The sequence below is a fragment of the Janthinobacterium woesei genome (assembly GCF_051380875.1).
Taxonomy (GTDB): Bacteria; Pseudomonadota; Gammaproteobacteria; order Burkholderiales; family Burkholderiaceae_D; genus Janthinobacterium.
This window is the reverse complement of sequence record NZ_JBNYXW010000002.1, coordinates 1-15,193: the sequence shown is the minus strand read 5'-3', so window position 1 is coordinate 15,193 and position 15,193 is coordinate 1. Positions and strand designations below refer to the sequence as shown.

Here is a 15,193-nt window from a genome sequence, read left to right as displayed (position 1 = left end):
AAAGTTACCGTAGCTGCGCCACGTCAGACCGACCGCCAAGATACCCGAGCTGCCTGCTCTCAGGGTGTTTCAACGGTCATTTTGAATGAGGGGATGGGTAGTCGCTACGGTATATGTGTGATTGGCTAAACCTTTGAATTATAACCAAAAGGAAGCTTTTCCACAAGGACGAAAATGTAGGTGTTAGCCCAAAGTAGTAATGTCCCCTTCGTGCAAAGTAGTAATGTCCCCTTTTGGGATAATCGGGCACGAAATCATGGTGGTGCAGATGAGCGGCAAGGAAGTGCTGAGATCCCAGCTGATGGCGCAGCTGGTTGAGGGCAAGCTGAGTCAGAAAGAGGCATCCGAGCGGCTCGGCGTCACCGTACGCCAGATCAAGCGACTTAAGCGTCGCTACGTTGTTGCAGGCTCTGCTGGCTTGGTGAGCGCGAAGCGGGGTCAGCCGTCGAAGCGGCGCATCGATGCCGCGTTGCTGGGCCAAGCCATGGCTCTGGTTGGCGCGCACTATGCCGACTTTGGTCCGACGCTGGCAGCGGAGAAGCTGCGCGAAGTCCATGGCGTGACACTCTCGGTCGAAACCGTACGCCAGCAGATGGTGCTGCATGGCTACTGGAAGACGCGACGCAAAACAGTGGCCAGATCTCATCCGATGCGCGAGCGACGCTTGCGACGCGGAGAGCTCATCCAGATCGACGGTTCCCCGCATGACTGGTTTGAGGGGCGAGCCCCGCGCTGCACCCTGCTGGTGTTCATTGACGATGCCACGGGCGAATTGACGCACCTGCAATTTGTCGATACAGAAACCACGCTGGGCTACATGGCGGCCTTGCAACGCCACATTGCACTGCATGGACTGCCCGTAGCGCTGTACAGCGACCGGCATAGCGTCTTCCGGATCAATCAGAAGGAACCTGCTGCCGAGGCGCAAACCCAATTTACGCGTGCGCTCAAGGAATTGGGCGTGGAAGCCATTCATGCCAGCAGCCCGCAAGCCAAGGGGACATTTCTAATTGGGACAAAAGGGGACATTTCTATTTAGCGTTGACAGGACGAAAATGTGGATGAAAATGTGGCAGGCGCGGCATATTTTTGCACGGCAACATAAAACCCCCGCCCCATGAAAAAAGCCGCCCAGCTTGCGCGGGGCGGCTTGCTCTGCAACTTCGGATAGTACTTAGGCTGTCAACGCGGCGATGCCGGCTTTCGCGATTTGCGCGTCTTCGGCCGACTTCACGCCCGAGACACCAACGGCGCCCACGTAATGGCCTTCAAACACGATGGGCACACCGCCCTCTAACAAGCCGTCGATTTCCGGTGCGCTCAGGAACGAGACGCGGCCGCCATTGATCATCTCTTCATAGATGCGCGATTCGCGGCGGCCCAGCGCGGCCGTCTTCGCTTTCGATGGAGCGATGTGCGACGAGATCGGCGCCACGCCGTCCATGCGCTGCAGCCACACGAGGTGGCCGCCGTCGTCGACGATGGCGATGGCGACCGCCCAGTTATTCTTGAGCGCTTCCGCTTCGGCAGCAGCAGCGATTTTCTTTACGTCATCTAGGGTCAAAACCGGTTTCGATTGCATGAGACATCCTTGTTATGTTGAATCAAAATTGTATACGAAATGCAGGCCGACACCGGCCCTTACTGCTCGCGTTTGGCTTTCAGCTTTTGCTTCAGTTGTGCCATCACCGCAAAGGTCGCCTGCTCGCCCGCCAGGATCGCTTGGTTGCGGCTATTGAAATCGTTGCCCTTCATGGTGCCCAGGCTGGGCTGGATGACCACGTCCGCATCTTTCAGTTCAAACTGGTTGATGCGCTGGCCCATGATGGCGAACGTTTGCATCAGCACCTCCATCGAACTGATGGCTTTTTGCGTATCCGTTTGCGATGAGATATTCACGGCAATGATGAAATCGGCGCCCATGTCACGCGCAAAGCGCACGGGCACGGGGGCCACCAAGCCGCCATCGACATAGGTGTGGCCGGAAATCGTCACGGGCTGGAACACGCCCGGCACGGCCGACGACGCGCGCACGGCCATGCCAGTGTTGCCGCGCTGAAACAAGATCGGCTGGCCATTCTTCAGGTCGGTCGCCACTACGCCAAATGGTATTTTGAGCTTTTCCAGTGGCACGTTGTTGACGGCCTTGTTGACATAGCTTTGCAACGCCTCGCCCTTGAGCACGCCGGATGACTTGCCGAACAAGGGCAAGGCCCAGTCGGAAATGGCCGCCTCATCCATGTCAAAGGCCATCTTTTGCAAGGCAAAACCGGAATTGCCCGCCGCATATAAGGCGCCCACCACGCTGCCAGCGCTGGTGCCCGTGACGATGTCGGCGACGATGCCCTGCGATTCGAGCGCCTTGATCACGCCGATATGCGCGAAGCCGCGCGCCGCGCCGCCGCCCAGCGCCAGACCGATCTTGATCTTGCGCGGCGTGACGACCATCGGCTCGGGCGGCGTCAATACTTGCACTGGTTTCGGGGAAGAGGTGTCGCAACCGGCCAGCGCAAAGGCGGCCAGGGCAAGCAAGGTCAGGCGTTTAGGGAACATGGTAGCTAGGGGAAACCGCGCGCGGCAGTGGCAACAAAAGAGAACCGATTGTAGCGCAAGCGGCGGCGCCAGCACTGAAGGCAGTCTTAAATGTTTACAAATGACAATGTTAATCAGAAACGTGCACCCTGCCCTGCTACTAGATTGGCGCTTGACTTCCTCCACCTTCCGAGCACGCCAGAACAATATCAATTTACCAACAGCCTCGCCCTGCACTCGCCGCTTGCGCAACAGCTATCGAACAATCTGCCCGACGGCGCCATCGACTGGATCGACGCCAACGTCGGTTCGCCTGTGGCGGGCCATTGGGGCGTAGCGGCGGCAGTGCTGGGCATGCCTTGGCCGCGCTGACCGCGCAGGCACATTGTCTGTGAGGCGAAATATGCTTGACAGCCCAGCCTAACTTCCCTTACATTAAGTGCATGTCCTCCTTCAACCATCCATCCCCTTCCCTGCTGTCGCTACCGCGACTACTACTAGCACGCGCATAAGTTTGCCGCATTGCTTCGCCTGGCCACACGCCGGCGTGTTTTAAAAACCCTGGAAGGTTTGATGATGTTTGCACCATCCCCACAAGTACACGATTCTTTCTCTGCGACCGCCCCCGCTGGCGCCGCCGCACTGCATTTGCTATCGCTACCGATCGCTTGCCTGGCCTAGTGTTTCGTGGCCGCCCGGCAAGCTTGCGCCACAACCATTGATTTCCCCCTATCTTCAGGAGTACCCGATCATGATGTTGCAGAATCCAGCTTCCAAATACCGCGCCTTCCCTCCCGTCAAATTGACCGACCGTCAATGGCCGAACCAGATCATCAGCAAACCGCCGATCTGGATGAGCACCGACTTGCGCGACGGCAACCAGTCGCTGATCGAGCCGATGAGCGCGGAAAAGAAACTGCGGTTCTTCGAGATGCTGATCGCCATCGGTCTGAAAGAAATCGAAGTGGGTTTCCCCTCGGCATCGCAGACGGATTTCGACTTCGTGCGCAAACTCGTCGATGAAGGCCGCATCCCGGACGACGTCACCATCATCGTGCTGACCCAGTCGCGCGAAGAGCTGATCCGCCGTACAGTGGAATCGGTGGCTGGCGCCAAGCGCGCCATCGTCCACCTGTACAACTCGGTGGCGCCCGTGTTCCGCAAGGTTGTGTTCGGCATGTCGCGCGAAGAAATCACGCAGATCGCCACCACCGGCACCACCTTGGTGAAACAACTGGTGGCGCAGCACCCGCAAACGCAATGGGGCTTTGAATACACGCCGGAATCGTTTTCCACGACGGAACTTGATTTCTCCAAGCATATCTGCGACGCCGTCAGCGCCATCTGGAAGCCGACGCCGGCCAACAAGATGATCATCAACTTGCCGTCGACGGTGGAATGCAGCACGCCGAACGTGTATGCCGACCAGATCGAATGGATGTCGCGCAAGCTGGCGCGCCGCGACTCCATCATCATCAGCGTGCATCCGCACAACGACCGCGGCACGGCCGTCGCCTCGGCAGAACTGGCCGTGATGGCGGGCGCCGACCGCGTGGAAGGCTGTTTGTTCGGCAATGGCGAGCGCACCGGCAACGTCGACCTGGTGACCCTGGCGATGAATTTGTACACGCAGGGCGTGCACCCGGGCCTGGATTTCTCCGACATCGATACCGTGCGCAAGTGCGTGGAAGAGTGCAACCAGTTGCCCGTCCACCCGCGCCACCCGTATGCGGGCGACCTGGTGTTTACGGCATTCTCCGGCTCGCACCAGGATGCGATCAAGAAAGGTTTTGCCAAACAGCAACCGGACAGCATCTGGGAAGTGCCGTACTTGCCGATCGACCCGGCCGACCTGGGCCGCAGCTACGACGCCGTGATCCGCGTCAACAGCCAGTCCGGCAAAGGCGGCATGGCGTATTTGCTGGAACAGGAATATGGCCTGGTCTTGCCGCGCCGCCTGCAGATCGAATTCTCGCGCGCCGTGCAAGCCGTGGCCGACGCCACCGGCCGCGAAATCGCCGCGCAGGACATCCATGACATTTTCCAGCGCGAATACCTGGAGCAGACGACGCCGTACGCCTACACCTCGCACCGCATGGTGGAAGACACCAGCAGCGATGAATCCGTGCAGATCGACATCAGCCTGTCGCACCGCCAGGCGCCATTGGCCCTGCAAGGCGGCGGCAACGGCCCGATTGACGCCTTCGTCAATGCGCTGGGCCTCGACATCAAGCTGATGGACTACCATGAGCACTCGATCGGTTCCGGCGCCAATGCGCAAGCCGCCTGCTATGTCGAATTGCGCCTCGACAATGGTCCGACCCTGTTCGGCGCCGCCATCGACAGCAATATCGTCACTGCCTCGTTCAAGGCCGTGCTGTCGGCAGTGAACCGCCGCATCGGGCAGACTGACGCCGAAAAAACAACAGCGGCCGACGTCGCTGCCAGCGCCGCCTAAATCTTTTCAGGCAACTCTCATAGAGAGAAAAAGCGGTACGGCTTGATCGCCGTGCCGCTTTTTCATTTCTACTGGGAAATTATTGGTATAAATCAGGTATCGCCGACCGTATAATCAATGCAGAACAAGACCACCGGAGACAGAACATTAGCTACCGAGGGAATCAGCATGAAATTGACGGATATGAAGATAGGTGCGCGCCTGGGCGCGGCTTTTGGTGTGGTACTGCTGCTGATGGCGGTACTGGTCGGCACGGGTTTATTGCGTTTGGACAAGATCGGCGCCATCAGCGATTCCATCATCGAGCGCGACTGGCCTAAGGCCGACGCCGTCGCTACCATCCGCAGCACCACCCGCTCGAACGCGGCTCTGGTACTGGAACTGTTCATCCATGAAGATCCGGCCAGGGCAAGCGCCATCCACACGGAGATCGAGGCCAATAAAGTCACCATCACGCAAGCGCTGGAGGTACTCGACCGCCTGGTCATCCTGCCTGAGGCCAAAAACCTGCTGGCCACACTGAAACAGCAACGCAAGGCCTATGTGGTCTCGTTCAGCCAGGCCGACAAGCTGCTGGTGGCTGGCCAGCGCGCCGAAGCGGCCGTGCATGTACGCGACAATACCCTGCCGGCTTTGAGCCGCCTGCAGCAAACCGTGAATCGCCTCAACGAATTGCAACGCGAGGTGGTCGTGCATGGCGGCGTCCAAATACGCGACAATATTGCCACGGCGAATATATTGATGGTCAGCTTAAGCGCCGCCGCCTTGCTGCTGGGTGTGCTCTTTGCCTGGCGCGTCACGCGTTCGATCACCACGCCCGTCGCGTATGCGGTGCGCGTGGCGCAAGCCGTGGCCGCAGGCGATTTGAGCAGCAAGATCGTGGCCGAAGGCCGCGATGAAACGGCCCAGTTGCTGCATGCACTGCGCCACATGAACGACAACCTGGCCACCCTGGTGGGGCAGGTGCGCGGCGGCACGGGCACGATTGCCGTGGCGTCGAGCCAGATTTCCAGCGGCAATGCCGACCTGTCGGCCCGCACCGAGGCGCAGGCGAGCGCATTGGAAGAGACGGCGTCTGCCATGATCGAACTGACGGGGACCGTGCGCAGCAATAGCGATAATGCGCGCCAGGCGGACAGCCTGGCCCGCTCGGCGTCGGCCATCGCCCAGCGCGGCGGCGCGGCCATGGCCCAGGTGGTCGATACCATGGACGCCATCAATGCGTCGTCGCGCAAGATCGTCGACATCATCGCCGTCATCGATGGCATCGCCTTCCAGACCAACATTTTGGCCTTGAACGCGGCCGTGGAAGCGGCGCGCGCGGGCGAACAGGGGCGCGGTTTTGCGGTGGTGGCGTCCGAAGTGCGCAACCTGGCGCAACGCTCGGCCGCAGCGGCCAGGGAGATCAAGGAACTCATCGCCGATTCCGTCAGCCGGGTCGGCCAGGGAGCGCAACTGGTCAGCCAGGCGGGTGCCACGATGGATGACGTGGTAGCCAGCGTGGGCCGGGTCAGCGACATCGTCGGCGAAATCAGCGTCGCCAACCACGAGCAAAGCGAAGGCATCGAGCAGATCAATGCCGCCATCATGCAGATGGATCAGACTACACAGCAAAATGCGGCCCTGGTCGAGCAGGCGGCGGCCGCCGCCGCGGCCATGCATGAACAGGCGGGCGAGCTGGAAACCCTGGTCAGCCAGTTCAAGCTGGAGCACGGCGATAGCGCCCAGGCGCCGTCGCCTGCCGTCCTGCGCCTGACGCGCAGCTGAGTTTTAATCGATCTGGCGCGCCAGGCGGATGCCCGCAAACTGCCAGCGCGCCCCAGCGGGGAAGAAATTGCGGTAGCTGGCGCGCGCATGGCCCGCCGGCGTGGCGCACGACGAGCCGCGCAGCACATACTGGTTCAGCATGAACTTGCCGTTGTATTCGCCGAGCGCACCGGGCGCCGGGCGGTAGCCCGGATACGGCGCATAGCTGCTGCTGGTCCACTGCCAGCAGTGGCCAAACATTTGCCGCAGCCCAGCGCCCGGCGCGCCAGCACCCGGAGGCAACGGACCCACCGCCACCCCGATGCCTTGCGCGGCCACCTCCCACTCCGCTTCCGTCGGCAGGCGCGCACCGGCCCAATGGGCATAGGCATCCGCTTCGAACAGCGACAAGTGCGTGGCCGGCGCCAGCACGTCGAGCGGCCGCAAGCCATATAAAGTGAATTCCTGCCAGTGCCCCGCCGCATCGCGCTGCCAGTACAGCGGACACTGCAGGCCCTGGCTGCGCACCCAGTCCCAGCCTTCGGCCAGCCACAGGTGGGCCGTGCAGTAGCCGCCCGCCTCGATGAAGGCCAGGTACTCGCCATTCGTCACCAGCGCGCAAGCGAGCTGGAACGGCGCCACGTATTGCGGGTGGCGCGGCAATTCATTGTCGAAACAAAAACCATCGCCCGCGTGTCCGATCTGCGCCAGGCCGCCATCGAAGGCAATCCAGGCAGCGCCCTGTTCATGCTGCGGCACTGGAGCCGCCGCGCTGCTGGCGTCCAGGTAGGCGGGAAACAAGGGACTTTGCGCCAGCAGATGCTTGACATCGGTCAACAACAATTCCTGGTGCTGCTGCTCGTGTTCGAGGCCCAGCGCCAGCAGTATGCTCAGCCGCTCATACTCACGCTCATGCTCGGGGCGCGCCAGTTCGCTGGCCAGCAAGCCGCTGATGCGCGCATCGACGTCGGCCCGGTAGGCACGCACGGCCGCCATGCCGGGCCGCGTCAGCAAGCCCCGCTGCGCACGCGGGTGCTTCTCGCCCACGCCGTTGTAGTAAGAGTTGAACAGCACGCGAAAGGCAGGATGGAATGGCGCGAACGCCGCTTCCATTGTTTCCAGAATAAACGTTTCGAAAAACCAGGTGGTATGCGCCAGATGCCATTTGACGGGACTGGCATCGAGCATCGATTGCGCGCCGCAATCCTCGTCGGACAATGGCTCGGCCAGCAGCAGCGAATGCTGGCGCACCTTGTTGTAATGATCGATCAGCATCATGCCCCTTTTAGTCCCTGATGACACGCGCATACATCACCGCAAACCACTGCTGCGGGTCCGTCCAGACTTGCACTGTGGCAAAGCCGGCCTGCTCCAGCAAGCCGACGAATCCGGCGCGCGTGTATTTATAGCTGTCTTCTGTGTGGATGCGTTCGCCTTTTGCAAAGCGCCGCTGCCCGCCTTGCCAATGCACGACTTGATCGCTGCGCGCTTCCAGGTGCATCTCGACGCGGCTCTCGCCGGCATTGAAAAAGCCGTGGTGGCGCCAGGCGCGCACGTCGAAATCGGCACCGATCAAGCCATTCACGTGGCGCAGCATGTTCAGGTTGAAGGCGGCCGTGACGCCCAGCGCGTCGTCGTAGGCGGCGTCGAGGATGGCGTCGTCCTTGACCAGGTCGACGCCGATCAGCAGGCCGCCGCCGTCACTGTCGGCATTGGCGCGCAAACGGCGCAAGAAGGCGATAGCTTGCTCAGGAGCAAAATTGCCGATCGACGAGCCGGGATAAAAAAACACCCGCCGCGCGTCGCGCACGCTGGCCGGCAAGTCGAGGCGGCTGGAAAAATCCAGGCCCAGGCCGCTCATTTCGATATGCGGGAAGCGCTGCTGCAAGCGGTTCAATGATTCGCTGAGGAAATCATACGAAATATCCACGGCCACATATTGTGCCGGATGCAGCAAGGGAAACAGGCTGGCAGCCTTGGCGCAATTGCCCGCTCCCAGGTCGATCAAGGTGCTGCCCGGCCCCACCGCGTGCGCAATATCGGCGCCGTGGCGCGCAAAAATGGCCGCCTCTGTGCGCGTCGGATAATACTCGGGCAAGGCGCAAATGGCTTCGAACAGCTTCGAGCCGAGGGTGTCGTACAGATACTTGGGCGAGGTCCAGGCCGCGCGTGCCAGCAAGCCGCTGCTGATTTCGGCTATCGTGGCAGGAGCGGCGCTGGCCGCTGACGGATTGGCCAGGCGGTGAAAGTCAGACAGGTGCTGCGCGAGTGGCATGGTCATGGGCTGGCTCGTCAATGAAGTGAGTGGCGACAGGTGCTTGCACGGGCTGTCATCTGGCATGCACGTCCTTGCATGCGGGCTTGCTGGCCTGCAGGCTTGCGGGTACCGTTACCGATGACTTTTTCCCATCATAGCCGAATCCGCATCTGCCAATCGTGCGGCAGGTAACTTAAGGTCAAAACCCGCTCGCCAGGGGTCCCACGCACGCATAAGTGGTATTGCCAAGCAAAAATGATAAGCCTGTCGTATACTCCACATTGCCGGCCAAACAATCCGCGCGCCATTGCAGTCCCAGGCCCCCCTCTCCCCCGCGTGCCTCCCTTGACGATAATTGCTAACACCATGCTCGAATTGCGCCATCTGTCGAAGTCCTATGCCCATGCACGGCCCGTGCTGGCTAACCTTTCCTGCCGCTTCCAGGCGGGAGAATTCATCGCCATCATGGGCGACTCCGGCGTCGGCAAGTCGACCTTGCTGAACCTGATCGCCGGCCTCGATACGCCCGATGCGGGTGCCGAAGCACACCCTATCCTGGTGGACGGCATCGCCATGTCCAGCCTCGATGACGCCGCCGCGACACGGCTGCGTCGCGCCCGCATGGGCTTTATCTTCCAGGCCTTCCACGTCTTGCCGCACCTGACCCTGCTGCAAAACGTGGCCCTGCCGCTGCTGCTCAACGGCTTGCCCCAGGAGCGCGCTGCCAGCATGCTCGATGCAGTTGGCCTGGGCGGACGCGGCGGCGACTTTCCGCAGCAATTGTCGGGCGGCGAAATGCAGCGCGTGGCGATCGCCCGTGCGCTCGTGCACAAGCCGGCGCTGGTGCTGGCCGATGAGCCGACCGGCAATCTCGACCCGGATACGGCGCACAGCATCCTGCAATTGCTGCGAGCCGAAATCAAGGCCAACGGCAGTTGCGCCATCATGGTCACGCATTCGCTGGCAGCCGCTGAAATGGCGGACAGGACCATGATATTGACCAAGACTGGCTTACAAAATACAACAAACGTCAAGCCAATTAATCAAACAATCAGTTAATTTAGCTGACCATGTATCACAAGTTTTGTTATCGTAGTATTATTGAAAACACTTGCCTGGTTATTAATGTTGCAACGCAAATGTTGTACTACGTCACACAGACAGCCGTACTGCGATGACTAACTATAGCCGGGACCGCCAAAGTGGTCCCGTCCCTTGCATAACCTGAAGGAGGAGTAAATGAACGTTCGGCAAAAGAAGCTGGAAATGATTGAAGCGATGAACCGGGCGCGGGCGCTCGAACCATCGAGTTTTGTGCCCAACAAGCTGCTCGATACCCTGATCGAGAAGATGAACCTGAAAAATGATGCAGAACTGTGCCGTGTGCTGGAAGTGCAGCCTCCCATCATCAGCAAGATACGGCACGGCAAGCTGTCGGTCGGTGCGACGATTTTGCTGCGCATGCATGAGAAATCAGAGATCGCCATCCGCGAACTGAAGGAACTGTCCGCCATGCCAGCCCATTGAAACGGCACGCTGTTGTATTGCCCTGCCAGGCACTCAGGTTCCCGGCGCCATAAACTTTTGCCCTGAAATTCGCGTAGTTCGCTCACCGCAGAGCAGCCGAGCACGATAGCGAAGAAGCCCAGCCCAAACCTTGCTGCCCGTTTCGCCGCCCAACACCGCATCGCCCCCTCTTCCTGTCCTGCCGCATCCCTTGCAGTGCCCTGCGCCAGCAACCATTTCCATCTCTATTTGATTTGACGCTTGATCTGACGCAACATGCATTGCCGCTATCGGCATGCATGCCCATCCCCGCCAGCGTGCAGCAGCCACACCGGAGCCAGCCCAAACGCGCAAAAAAACAGCTGGTACAGCACCACCGTACAGGCGCTGACCAGCTGCTTGCTGCGATGCCGTGGATTGACTTAATTGGCCGGCACCACGCCGTAATGGCGCGCATAGCGTTCATCGAGATTTGCCAGCGGCATCATCATGAACATGTCGGCGCTTTCGAAATCAGGGTCCCAGGCCGGTTCGCCGCAAATCCAGGCGCCCGAACGCAGATACCCCTTGATCAGCGGCGGCACTTGCGGCTTGTGCGCCGCTTCCAACTGGTGGATAGGGAAAGGCAGGTGCGGCGTGACGCGGTATTCGGCCGGCGCCATGTGCTTTTCAGCCAGCGCCTGGTACACGGCGACGGCATTGTGGCCGCCATCGGCCAGGCTGATGCTGGCGCAACCCACCAGGTAGTCGCAGCGTTCGCGGCGCATGTACTCGGCGAGGCCCGACCACAGCAGCATGATCACGCTGCCGCCCCGGTATTTGGGATGGATGCAGGCGCGCCCCGCTTCGACCATGCGTCCGCGCAAATTATTCAGGCGGCTCAGGTCGAATTCATTTTCGGAGTACAAACGGCCGATCTTCGCCGCCCTGGCCGCGCTCAGCACGCGGTAGGTACCCACCACCTTCAGGGTGTCGGCGTCGCGCACGATCAGATGATCGCAATGGGCATCGAATTCATCGCTGTCGAGGCCATTGGCATTGGCCAGCGACGTCAGGCCCATGGTCTCGATAAACACCTTGTAACGCAGACGCTGCACTTCGCGCAACTCAGCGGCCGTGGTGGCCTGGCTGAGCACCAGTTGAACTGGCCGGGCCTTGGCTTCGTTTGACGCGATTATGTTTTGCATGGTTTCATCCCCTGTGATCAAGACAACTCCAGCGTACTTGTCTAATATGTCAGGAAAATGACAGCCGAATGTCATTTGCGTGACGCACGTCAATGCCCGGGAGATCGTGCATAATTACCACACTCGCCCAGCCGAAAGAGTCCATGAAAAATGCAGACGCCAGCACGGAAGCCATCCATATCACGCCCTACACCAAGCCCGCCGCCGGCTGGGATGCGCTGAAACACGTGGCCATCAGCCTGCACCAGGAGCGGGTCGCGCCCGGCAATTTAAAGGCGTTGCTGGCGCAAAACCAGCCGGACGGCTTCGACTGCCCCGGCTGTGCCTGGCCCGACCGCGACCACGGCTCCACGTTTGCCTTTTGTGAAAACGGCGCCAAGGCCGTCGCCGCCGAAGCCACCAGCCGCCGCGCCGGCCCCGAGCTGTTTGCCAGCACCACCGTGACGCAACTACTGGCGCAATCCGATTACGCGCTGGAACAGCACGGCCGCCTGACACAGCCGATGGTCTACGACGCCGCCAGCGACCGCTATGTGCCGATCGCCTGGGAAGAAGCCTACGCCCTGGTGGGGCGCCACCTGCGCGCCCTGCCCGAGCCGAACCAGGCCGCGTTCTATACCTCGGGCCGCGCCAGCAACGAAGCGGCATTCCTGTTCCAGCTGATGGCGCGCCTGTATGGCACCAACAACTTCCCCGATTGCTCGAACATGTGCCACGAGGCGACCAGCCGCGGCTTGCCCGCCACGGTGGGCATCGGCAAGGGTACGGTCACGCTGGACGATTTCGACCTGGCCGACACCATCCTCATTTTCGGCCAGAACCCGGCCACCAACCATCCGCGCATGCTGGCAGAACTGCGCGGCTGCGCGCGCCGCGGCGGCAGCATCGTCTCCATCAATCCCCTGCGCGAGCGGGGCCTGGAGCGTTTCATGGATCCGCAAAGCGCGCTGGAAATGGCCACCCTGGGCAGCACGCGCTTAGCCGGCCTGTTCGTGCAGCCGACCCTGGGCGGCGACTTCTCCCTGATCAAGGCCGTCGCCAAGCGCGTCGTCGAGCATGACGATGCAGCGCAGGCCGCCGGCGCACCCGCCGTCATCGAGCATGATTTCATCGTTGAGCACTGCAGCGGCTTCGAGGCCTTTCGCGACGACTTGCGCGCAGAGAATTGGCAACTGCTGGTGGCCGAGTCGGGCGTGGCGCGCGCGCAGATCGAAGCCCTGAGCGTCATCTTCATCAAAGGCCAGCGCATCATCGCCACCTGGGGCATGGGCTTGACGCAGCACAAGCACAGCGTGGCCGCCATCCGCATGCTGTCGAACCTGATGATGCTGCGCGGGCAGATCGGCAAGCCGGGCGCCGGCCTGTGCCCCGTACGCGGCCACTCCAACGTGCAGGGCGACCGCACCATGGGCATCGAGGAACAGCCAACAAACGCCTTTCTCGACCGTCTGGGCCAGGTGTATGGCTTCAAACCGCCGCGCGCGCACGGCTACGACGTGGTGGCCACCATCGAAGCCATGCAGCGCGGCGACGTCAAGGTGTTCATCGCCCTGGGCGGCAATTTCGCCGCCGCCACGCCCGACACGCCGCTGACCTGCGCCGCACTGCGCCAGTGCGCGCTGACGGTGCAGGTGGCCACCAAGCTCAATCGCAGCCACCTGGTGATCGGCAAGGAGGCGCTGCTGCTGCCCACCCTGGGCCGCACGGAGATCGACCTGCAGGGCGCCGTGGCGCAGGGCGTGACGGTGGAAGACTCGATGAGCATGGTGCATATCTCGTACGGCCGCAATGCGCCCGCCTCGCCGCAGCTGCGCTCGGAAGTGGCCATCGTGGCCGGCATGGCCGAAGCGACGGTCGGCAGCGCGCTGGTCGACTGGCGTGCCTACGCGGCCGACTACGCGCGCATCCGCGACGATATCGAGAAAGTGTTCGACGATTTTCATGACTACAACGCCAGGGTGGGGCGGCCGGGCGGCTTTCATTTGACGGTAGCCTCGCGCGAGCGCGTGTGGAAGACGCCCAGCGGCAAGGCCAGCTTCATCGTCGCCCCGCTGGAGCTGGACACGCCGCTGCACCGCGCACGAAAGCGCCATGGCGAGCGCCTGATGGTCTTGATGAGCACCCGCTCGCACGACCAGTACAACACCACCATCTACGGCATGGATGACCGCTACCGTGGCGTGTACGGCACGCGCCGCGTGGTCTTCGCCAACGGTGACGATATTGCCATGCTGGGCTTTGCCGACGGTGAGACGGTGGACTTGATCGGCGCCTGGGACGATGGCGTGGCGCGCCGCGCCGACGGTTTCAGGCTGGTGGCCTACGACATCCCGCGCGGCTGCCTGGGCGCATATTACCCCGAGACGAACGCCCTGGTGCCGCTGGCCAGCACGGCCGATGGCGCCGGCACGCCAACGTCAAAATCCGTTCCCGTGCTGCTGCAGCGCAGTGCGGCTTACATGCCGATGTCGGGCGTGTAGTCGACGAAGCCATCCTGGCGGCAGAAGCCCACCAGCTTCATGCCGGCCTGCGTGGCGATGTTGATCGCCAGCGAACTGGGGGCGGAAATCGTTGCCAGCAACGGAATCTGCATGCGCGCCGCCTTGCGCGCCAGCTCGTAGCTGCCGCGGCTGGACAAGAACACGAAGCCGCGCCGCATGTCGACGCCGTTCAGCGCCAGATGGCCAATCAATTTATCCAGGCCGTTGTGGCGGCCGATATCCTCGCATACCTGCACGATATCGCCGTCGGGGGTACACCACGCGGCGGCATGCACGCCACCAGTTTCCCGCATCAGCGCCTGCTGCTCGCGCAGGCCGTTTGCTGCGCGTGCCAGCGCGGCGGGCAGGTTGACCTGGATCAGCGCCGGCGGCAGCGCTTCCGGCTGCAAATCGAGCATTTCCAGGCTGTCGATGCCGCACACGCCGCAGCCGCTGCGGCCCGTCAGCGCGCGGCGCCTGTCCTTCAGGCGCGCGAAATCCTCCTGGGCGATGGTCAGCGCCACTTCGGCGGAGTCAAAGCGCAGGAACACGTCGCAGTCGAAGATGGCGGCGGCCGACTTGACCACGCCTTCGGTCAGCGCGAAGCCATAGGCAAATGCTTCCAGGTCGCGCGGGGTGGCCATCATGACGACGTGGGAAATGCCATTGAAGACCAGCGCGACGGGGATTTCCTCGGCAACGTGGTCGATGGCGGCAGTGGCAGCGCCCGCGCGGTGGCGGACGATGGCGCGCTCGACAAAGCCGGCGCGTTCGATATGGGTATCTTCTGACATGGCAACCATGGGGGAAACTATCACAGGCCCCATGGTAAACCAGAATGGCAAGCCGGGGGCTGCCCTGCTGCCAGGGCGATTGCATGAAGGATAAGTGGTCGGTTAGGCCATAGGGCAAAAATATTGCTTGTAAACCTGCCAAGAAAGGCGTTTACTTTCGATATTTGGACGCGCAAATGGCAAACGAACCGATCTCGCTGGTGGCAGCATTCGATGACTTGAACGACCCGCGT

At 61.7% G+C, this 15,193-nt stretch carries 12 protein-coding genes and 1 pseudogene; 7 read left to right on the top strand and 6 right to left on the bottom strand.

Annotation, left to right across the window (positions count from 1 at the left end):
- Nucleotides 1–268: 268 nt before the first annotated feature.
- Nucleotides 269–1,000: pseudogene (locus ACQ4W6_RS01845) on the top strand (ISNCY family transposase); the annotation flags it as partial.
- A 174-nt stretch (nucleotides 1,001–1,174) separates the two neighbouring features.
- On the opposite strand, the gene ACQ4W6_RS01840 reads toward ACQ4W6_RS01845, so the two are convergent.
- Nucleotides 1,175–1,582, bottom strand: coding sequence for a GlcG/HbpS family heme-binding protein (locus ACQ4W6_RS01840; protein ID WP_436565481.1), 408 nt, complete (start codon nucleotides 1,580–1,582; stop codon nucleotides 1,175–1,177).
- A gap of 59 nt (nucleotides 1,583–1,641) precedes the next feature.
- Nucleotides 1,642–2,553: a patatin-like phospholipase family protein gene (locus ACQ4W6_RS01835; protein WP_436565480.1), complete on the bottom strand. Its 912-nt coding sequence runs from the start codon at nucleotides 2,551–2,553 to the stop codon at nucleotides 1,642–1,644.
- Nucleotides 2,554–2,643: 90 nt separating this feature from the next.
- Here ACQ4W6_RS01835 and ACQ4W6_RS01830 point away from each other — a divergent pair, with 90 nt between their 5' ends.
- The 3 genes from ACQ4W6_RS01830 (at nucleotide 2,644) to ACQ4W6_RS01820 (ending at nucleotide 6,757) form a co-directional block, all read left to right on the top strand.
- Complete coding sequence (locus ACQ4W6_RS01830; protein WP_436565479.1) at nucleotides 2,644–2,904, top strand: hypothetical protein; 261 nt, start codon at nucleotides 2,644–2,646, stop codon at nucleotides 2,902–2,904.
- 379 nt (nucleotides 2,905–3,283) lie between these two features.
- On the top strand, nucleotides 3,284–4,990 hold the full coding sequence (gene leuA, locus ACQ4W6_RS01825; protein ID WP_436565478.1) for a 2-isopropylmalate synthase: 1,707 nt from the start codon (nucleotides 3,284–3,286) through the stop codon (nucleotides 4,988–4,990).
- Nucleotides 4,991–5,158: 168 nt separating this feature from the next.
- Complete coding sequence (locus ACQ4W6_RS01820) at nucleotides 5,159–6,757, top strand: methyl-accepting chemotaxis protein (RefSeq protein ID WP_436565477.1); 1,599 nt, start codon at nucleotides 5,159–5,161, stop codon at nucleotides 6,755–6,757.
- 3 nt (nucleotides 6,758–6,760) lie between these two features.
- Here the strand turns inward: ACQ4W6_RS01820 and egtB are convergent, their stop codons facing one another.
- Complete coding sequence (gene egtB / locus ACQ4W6_RS01815; RefSeq protein WP_436565752.1) at nucleotides 6,761–8,011, bottom strand: ergothioneine biosynthesis protein EgtB; 1,251 nt, start codon at nucleotides 8,009–8,011, stop codon at nucleotides 6,761–6,763.
- Between the two features lie 10 nt (nucleotides 8,012–8,021).
- A complete protein-coding gene (egtD, locus tag ACQ4W6_RS01810; protein WP_436565476.1) occupies nucleotides 8,022–9,017 on the bottom strand; it encodes an L-histidine N(alpha)-methyltransferase in 996 nt (331 codons plus the stop codon).
- A gap of 342 nt (nucleotides 9,018–9,359) precedes the next feature.
- On the opposite strand from egtD, the gene ACQ4W6_RS01805 reads away from it, so the two are divergent.
- Both ACQ4W6_RS01805 and ACQ4W6_RS01800 read left to right on the top strand, forming a co-directional pair.
- Nucleotides 9,360–10,052 carry an ABC transporter ATP-binding protein gene (locus ACQ4W6_RS01805; protein WP_436565751.1) on the top strand — a complete coding sequence of 231 codons (693 nt, stop codon included), beginning with the start codon at nucleotides 9,360–9,362 and terminating at the stop codon, nucleotides 10,050–10,052.
- A 180-nt stretch (nucleotides 10,053–10,232) separates the two neighbouring features.
- Nucleotides 10,233–10,520, top strand: coding sequence for a hypothetical protein (locus ACQ4W6_RS01800; protein ID WP_436565475.1), 288 nt, complete (start codon nucleotides 10,233–10,235; stop codon nucleotides 10,518–10,520).
- Between the two features lie 401 nt (nucleotides 10,521–10,921).
- Here ACQ4W6_RS01800 and ACQ4W6_RS01795 read toward each other — a convergent pair whose 3' ends face one another.
- Nucleotides 10,922–11,686, bottom strand: a complete 765-nt coding sequence (locus ACQ4W6_RS01795) for a GNAT family N-acetyltransferase (RefSeq protein WP_436565474.1) — start codon at nucleotides 11,684–11,686, stop codon at nucleotides 10,922–10,924.
- Nucleotides 11,687–11,829: 143 nt separating this feature from the next.
- Here ACQ4W6_RS01795 and ACQ4W6_RS01790 point away from each other — a divergent pair, with 143 nt between their 5' ends.
- Nucleotides 11,830–14,166, top strand: coding sequence for an FdhF/YdeP family oxidoreductase (locus ACQ4W6_RS01790; protein WP_436565473.1), 2,337 nt, complete (start codon nucleotides 11,830–11,832; stop codon nucleotides 14,164–14,166).
- Here the strand turns inward: ACQ4W6_RS01790 and fdhD are convergent.
- On the bottom strand, nucleotides 14,142–14,960 hold the full coding sequence (gene fdhD, locus ACQ4W6_RS01785) for a formate dehydrogenase accessory sulfurtransferase FdhD (RefSeq protein WP_436565472.1): 819 nt from the start codon (nucleotides 14,958–14,960) through the stop codon (nucleotides 14,142–14,144). The genes ACQ4W6_RS01790 and fdhD overlap by 25 nt on opposite strands.
- Between the last annotated feature and the right edge of the window lie 233 nt (nucleotides 14,961–15,193).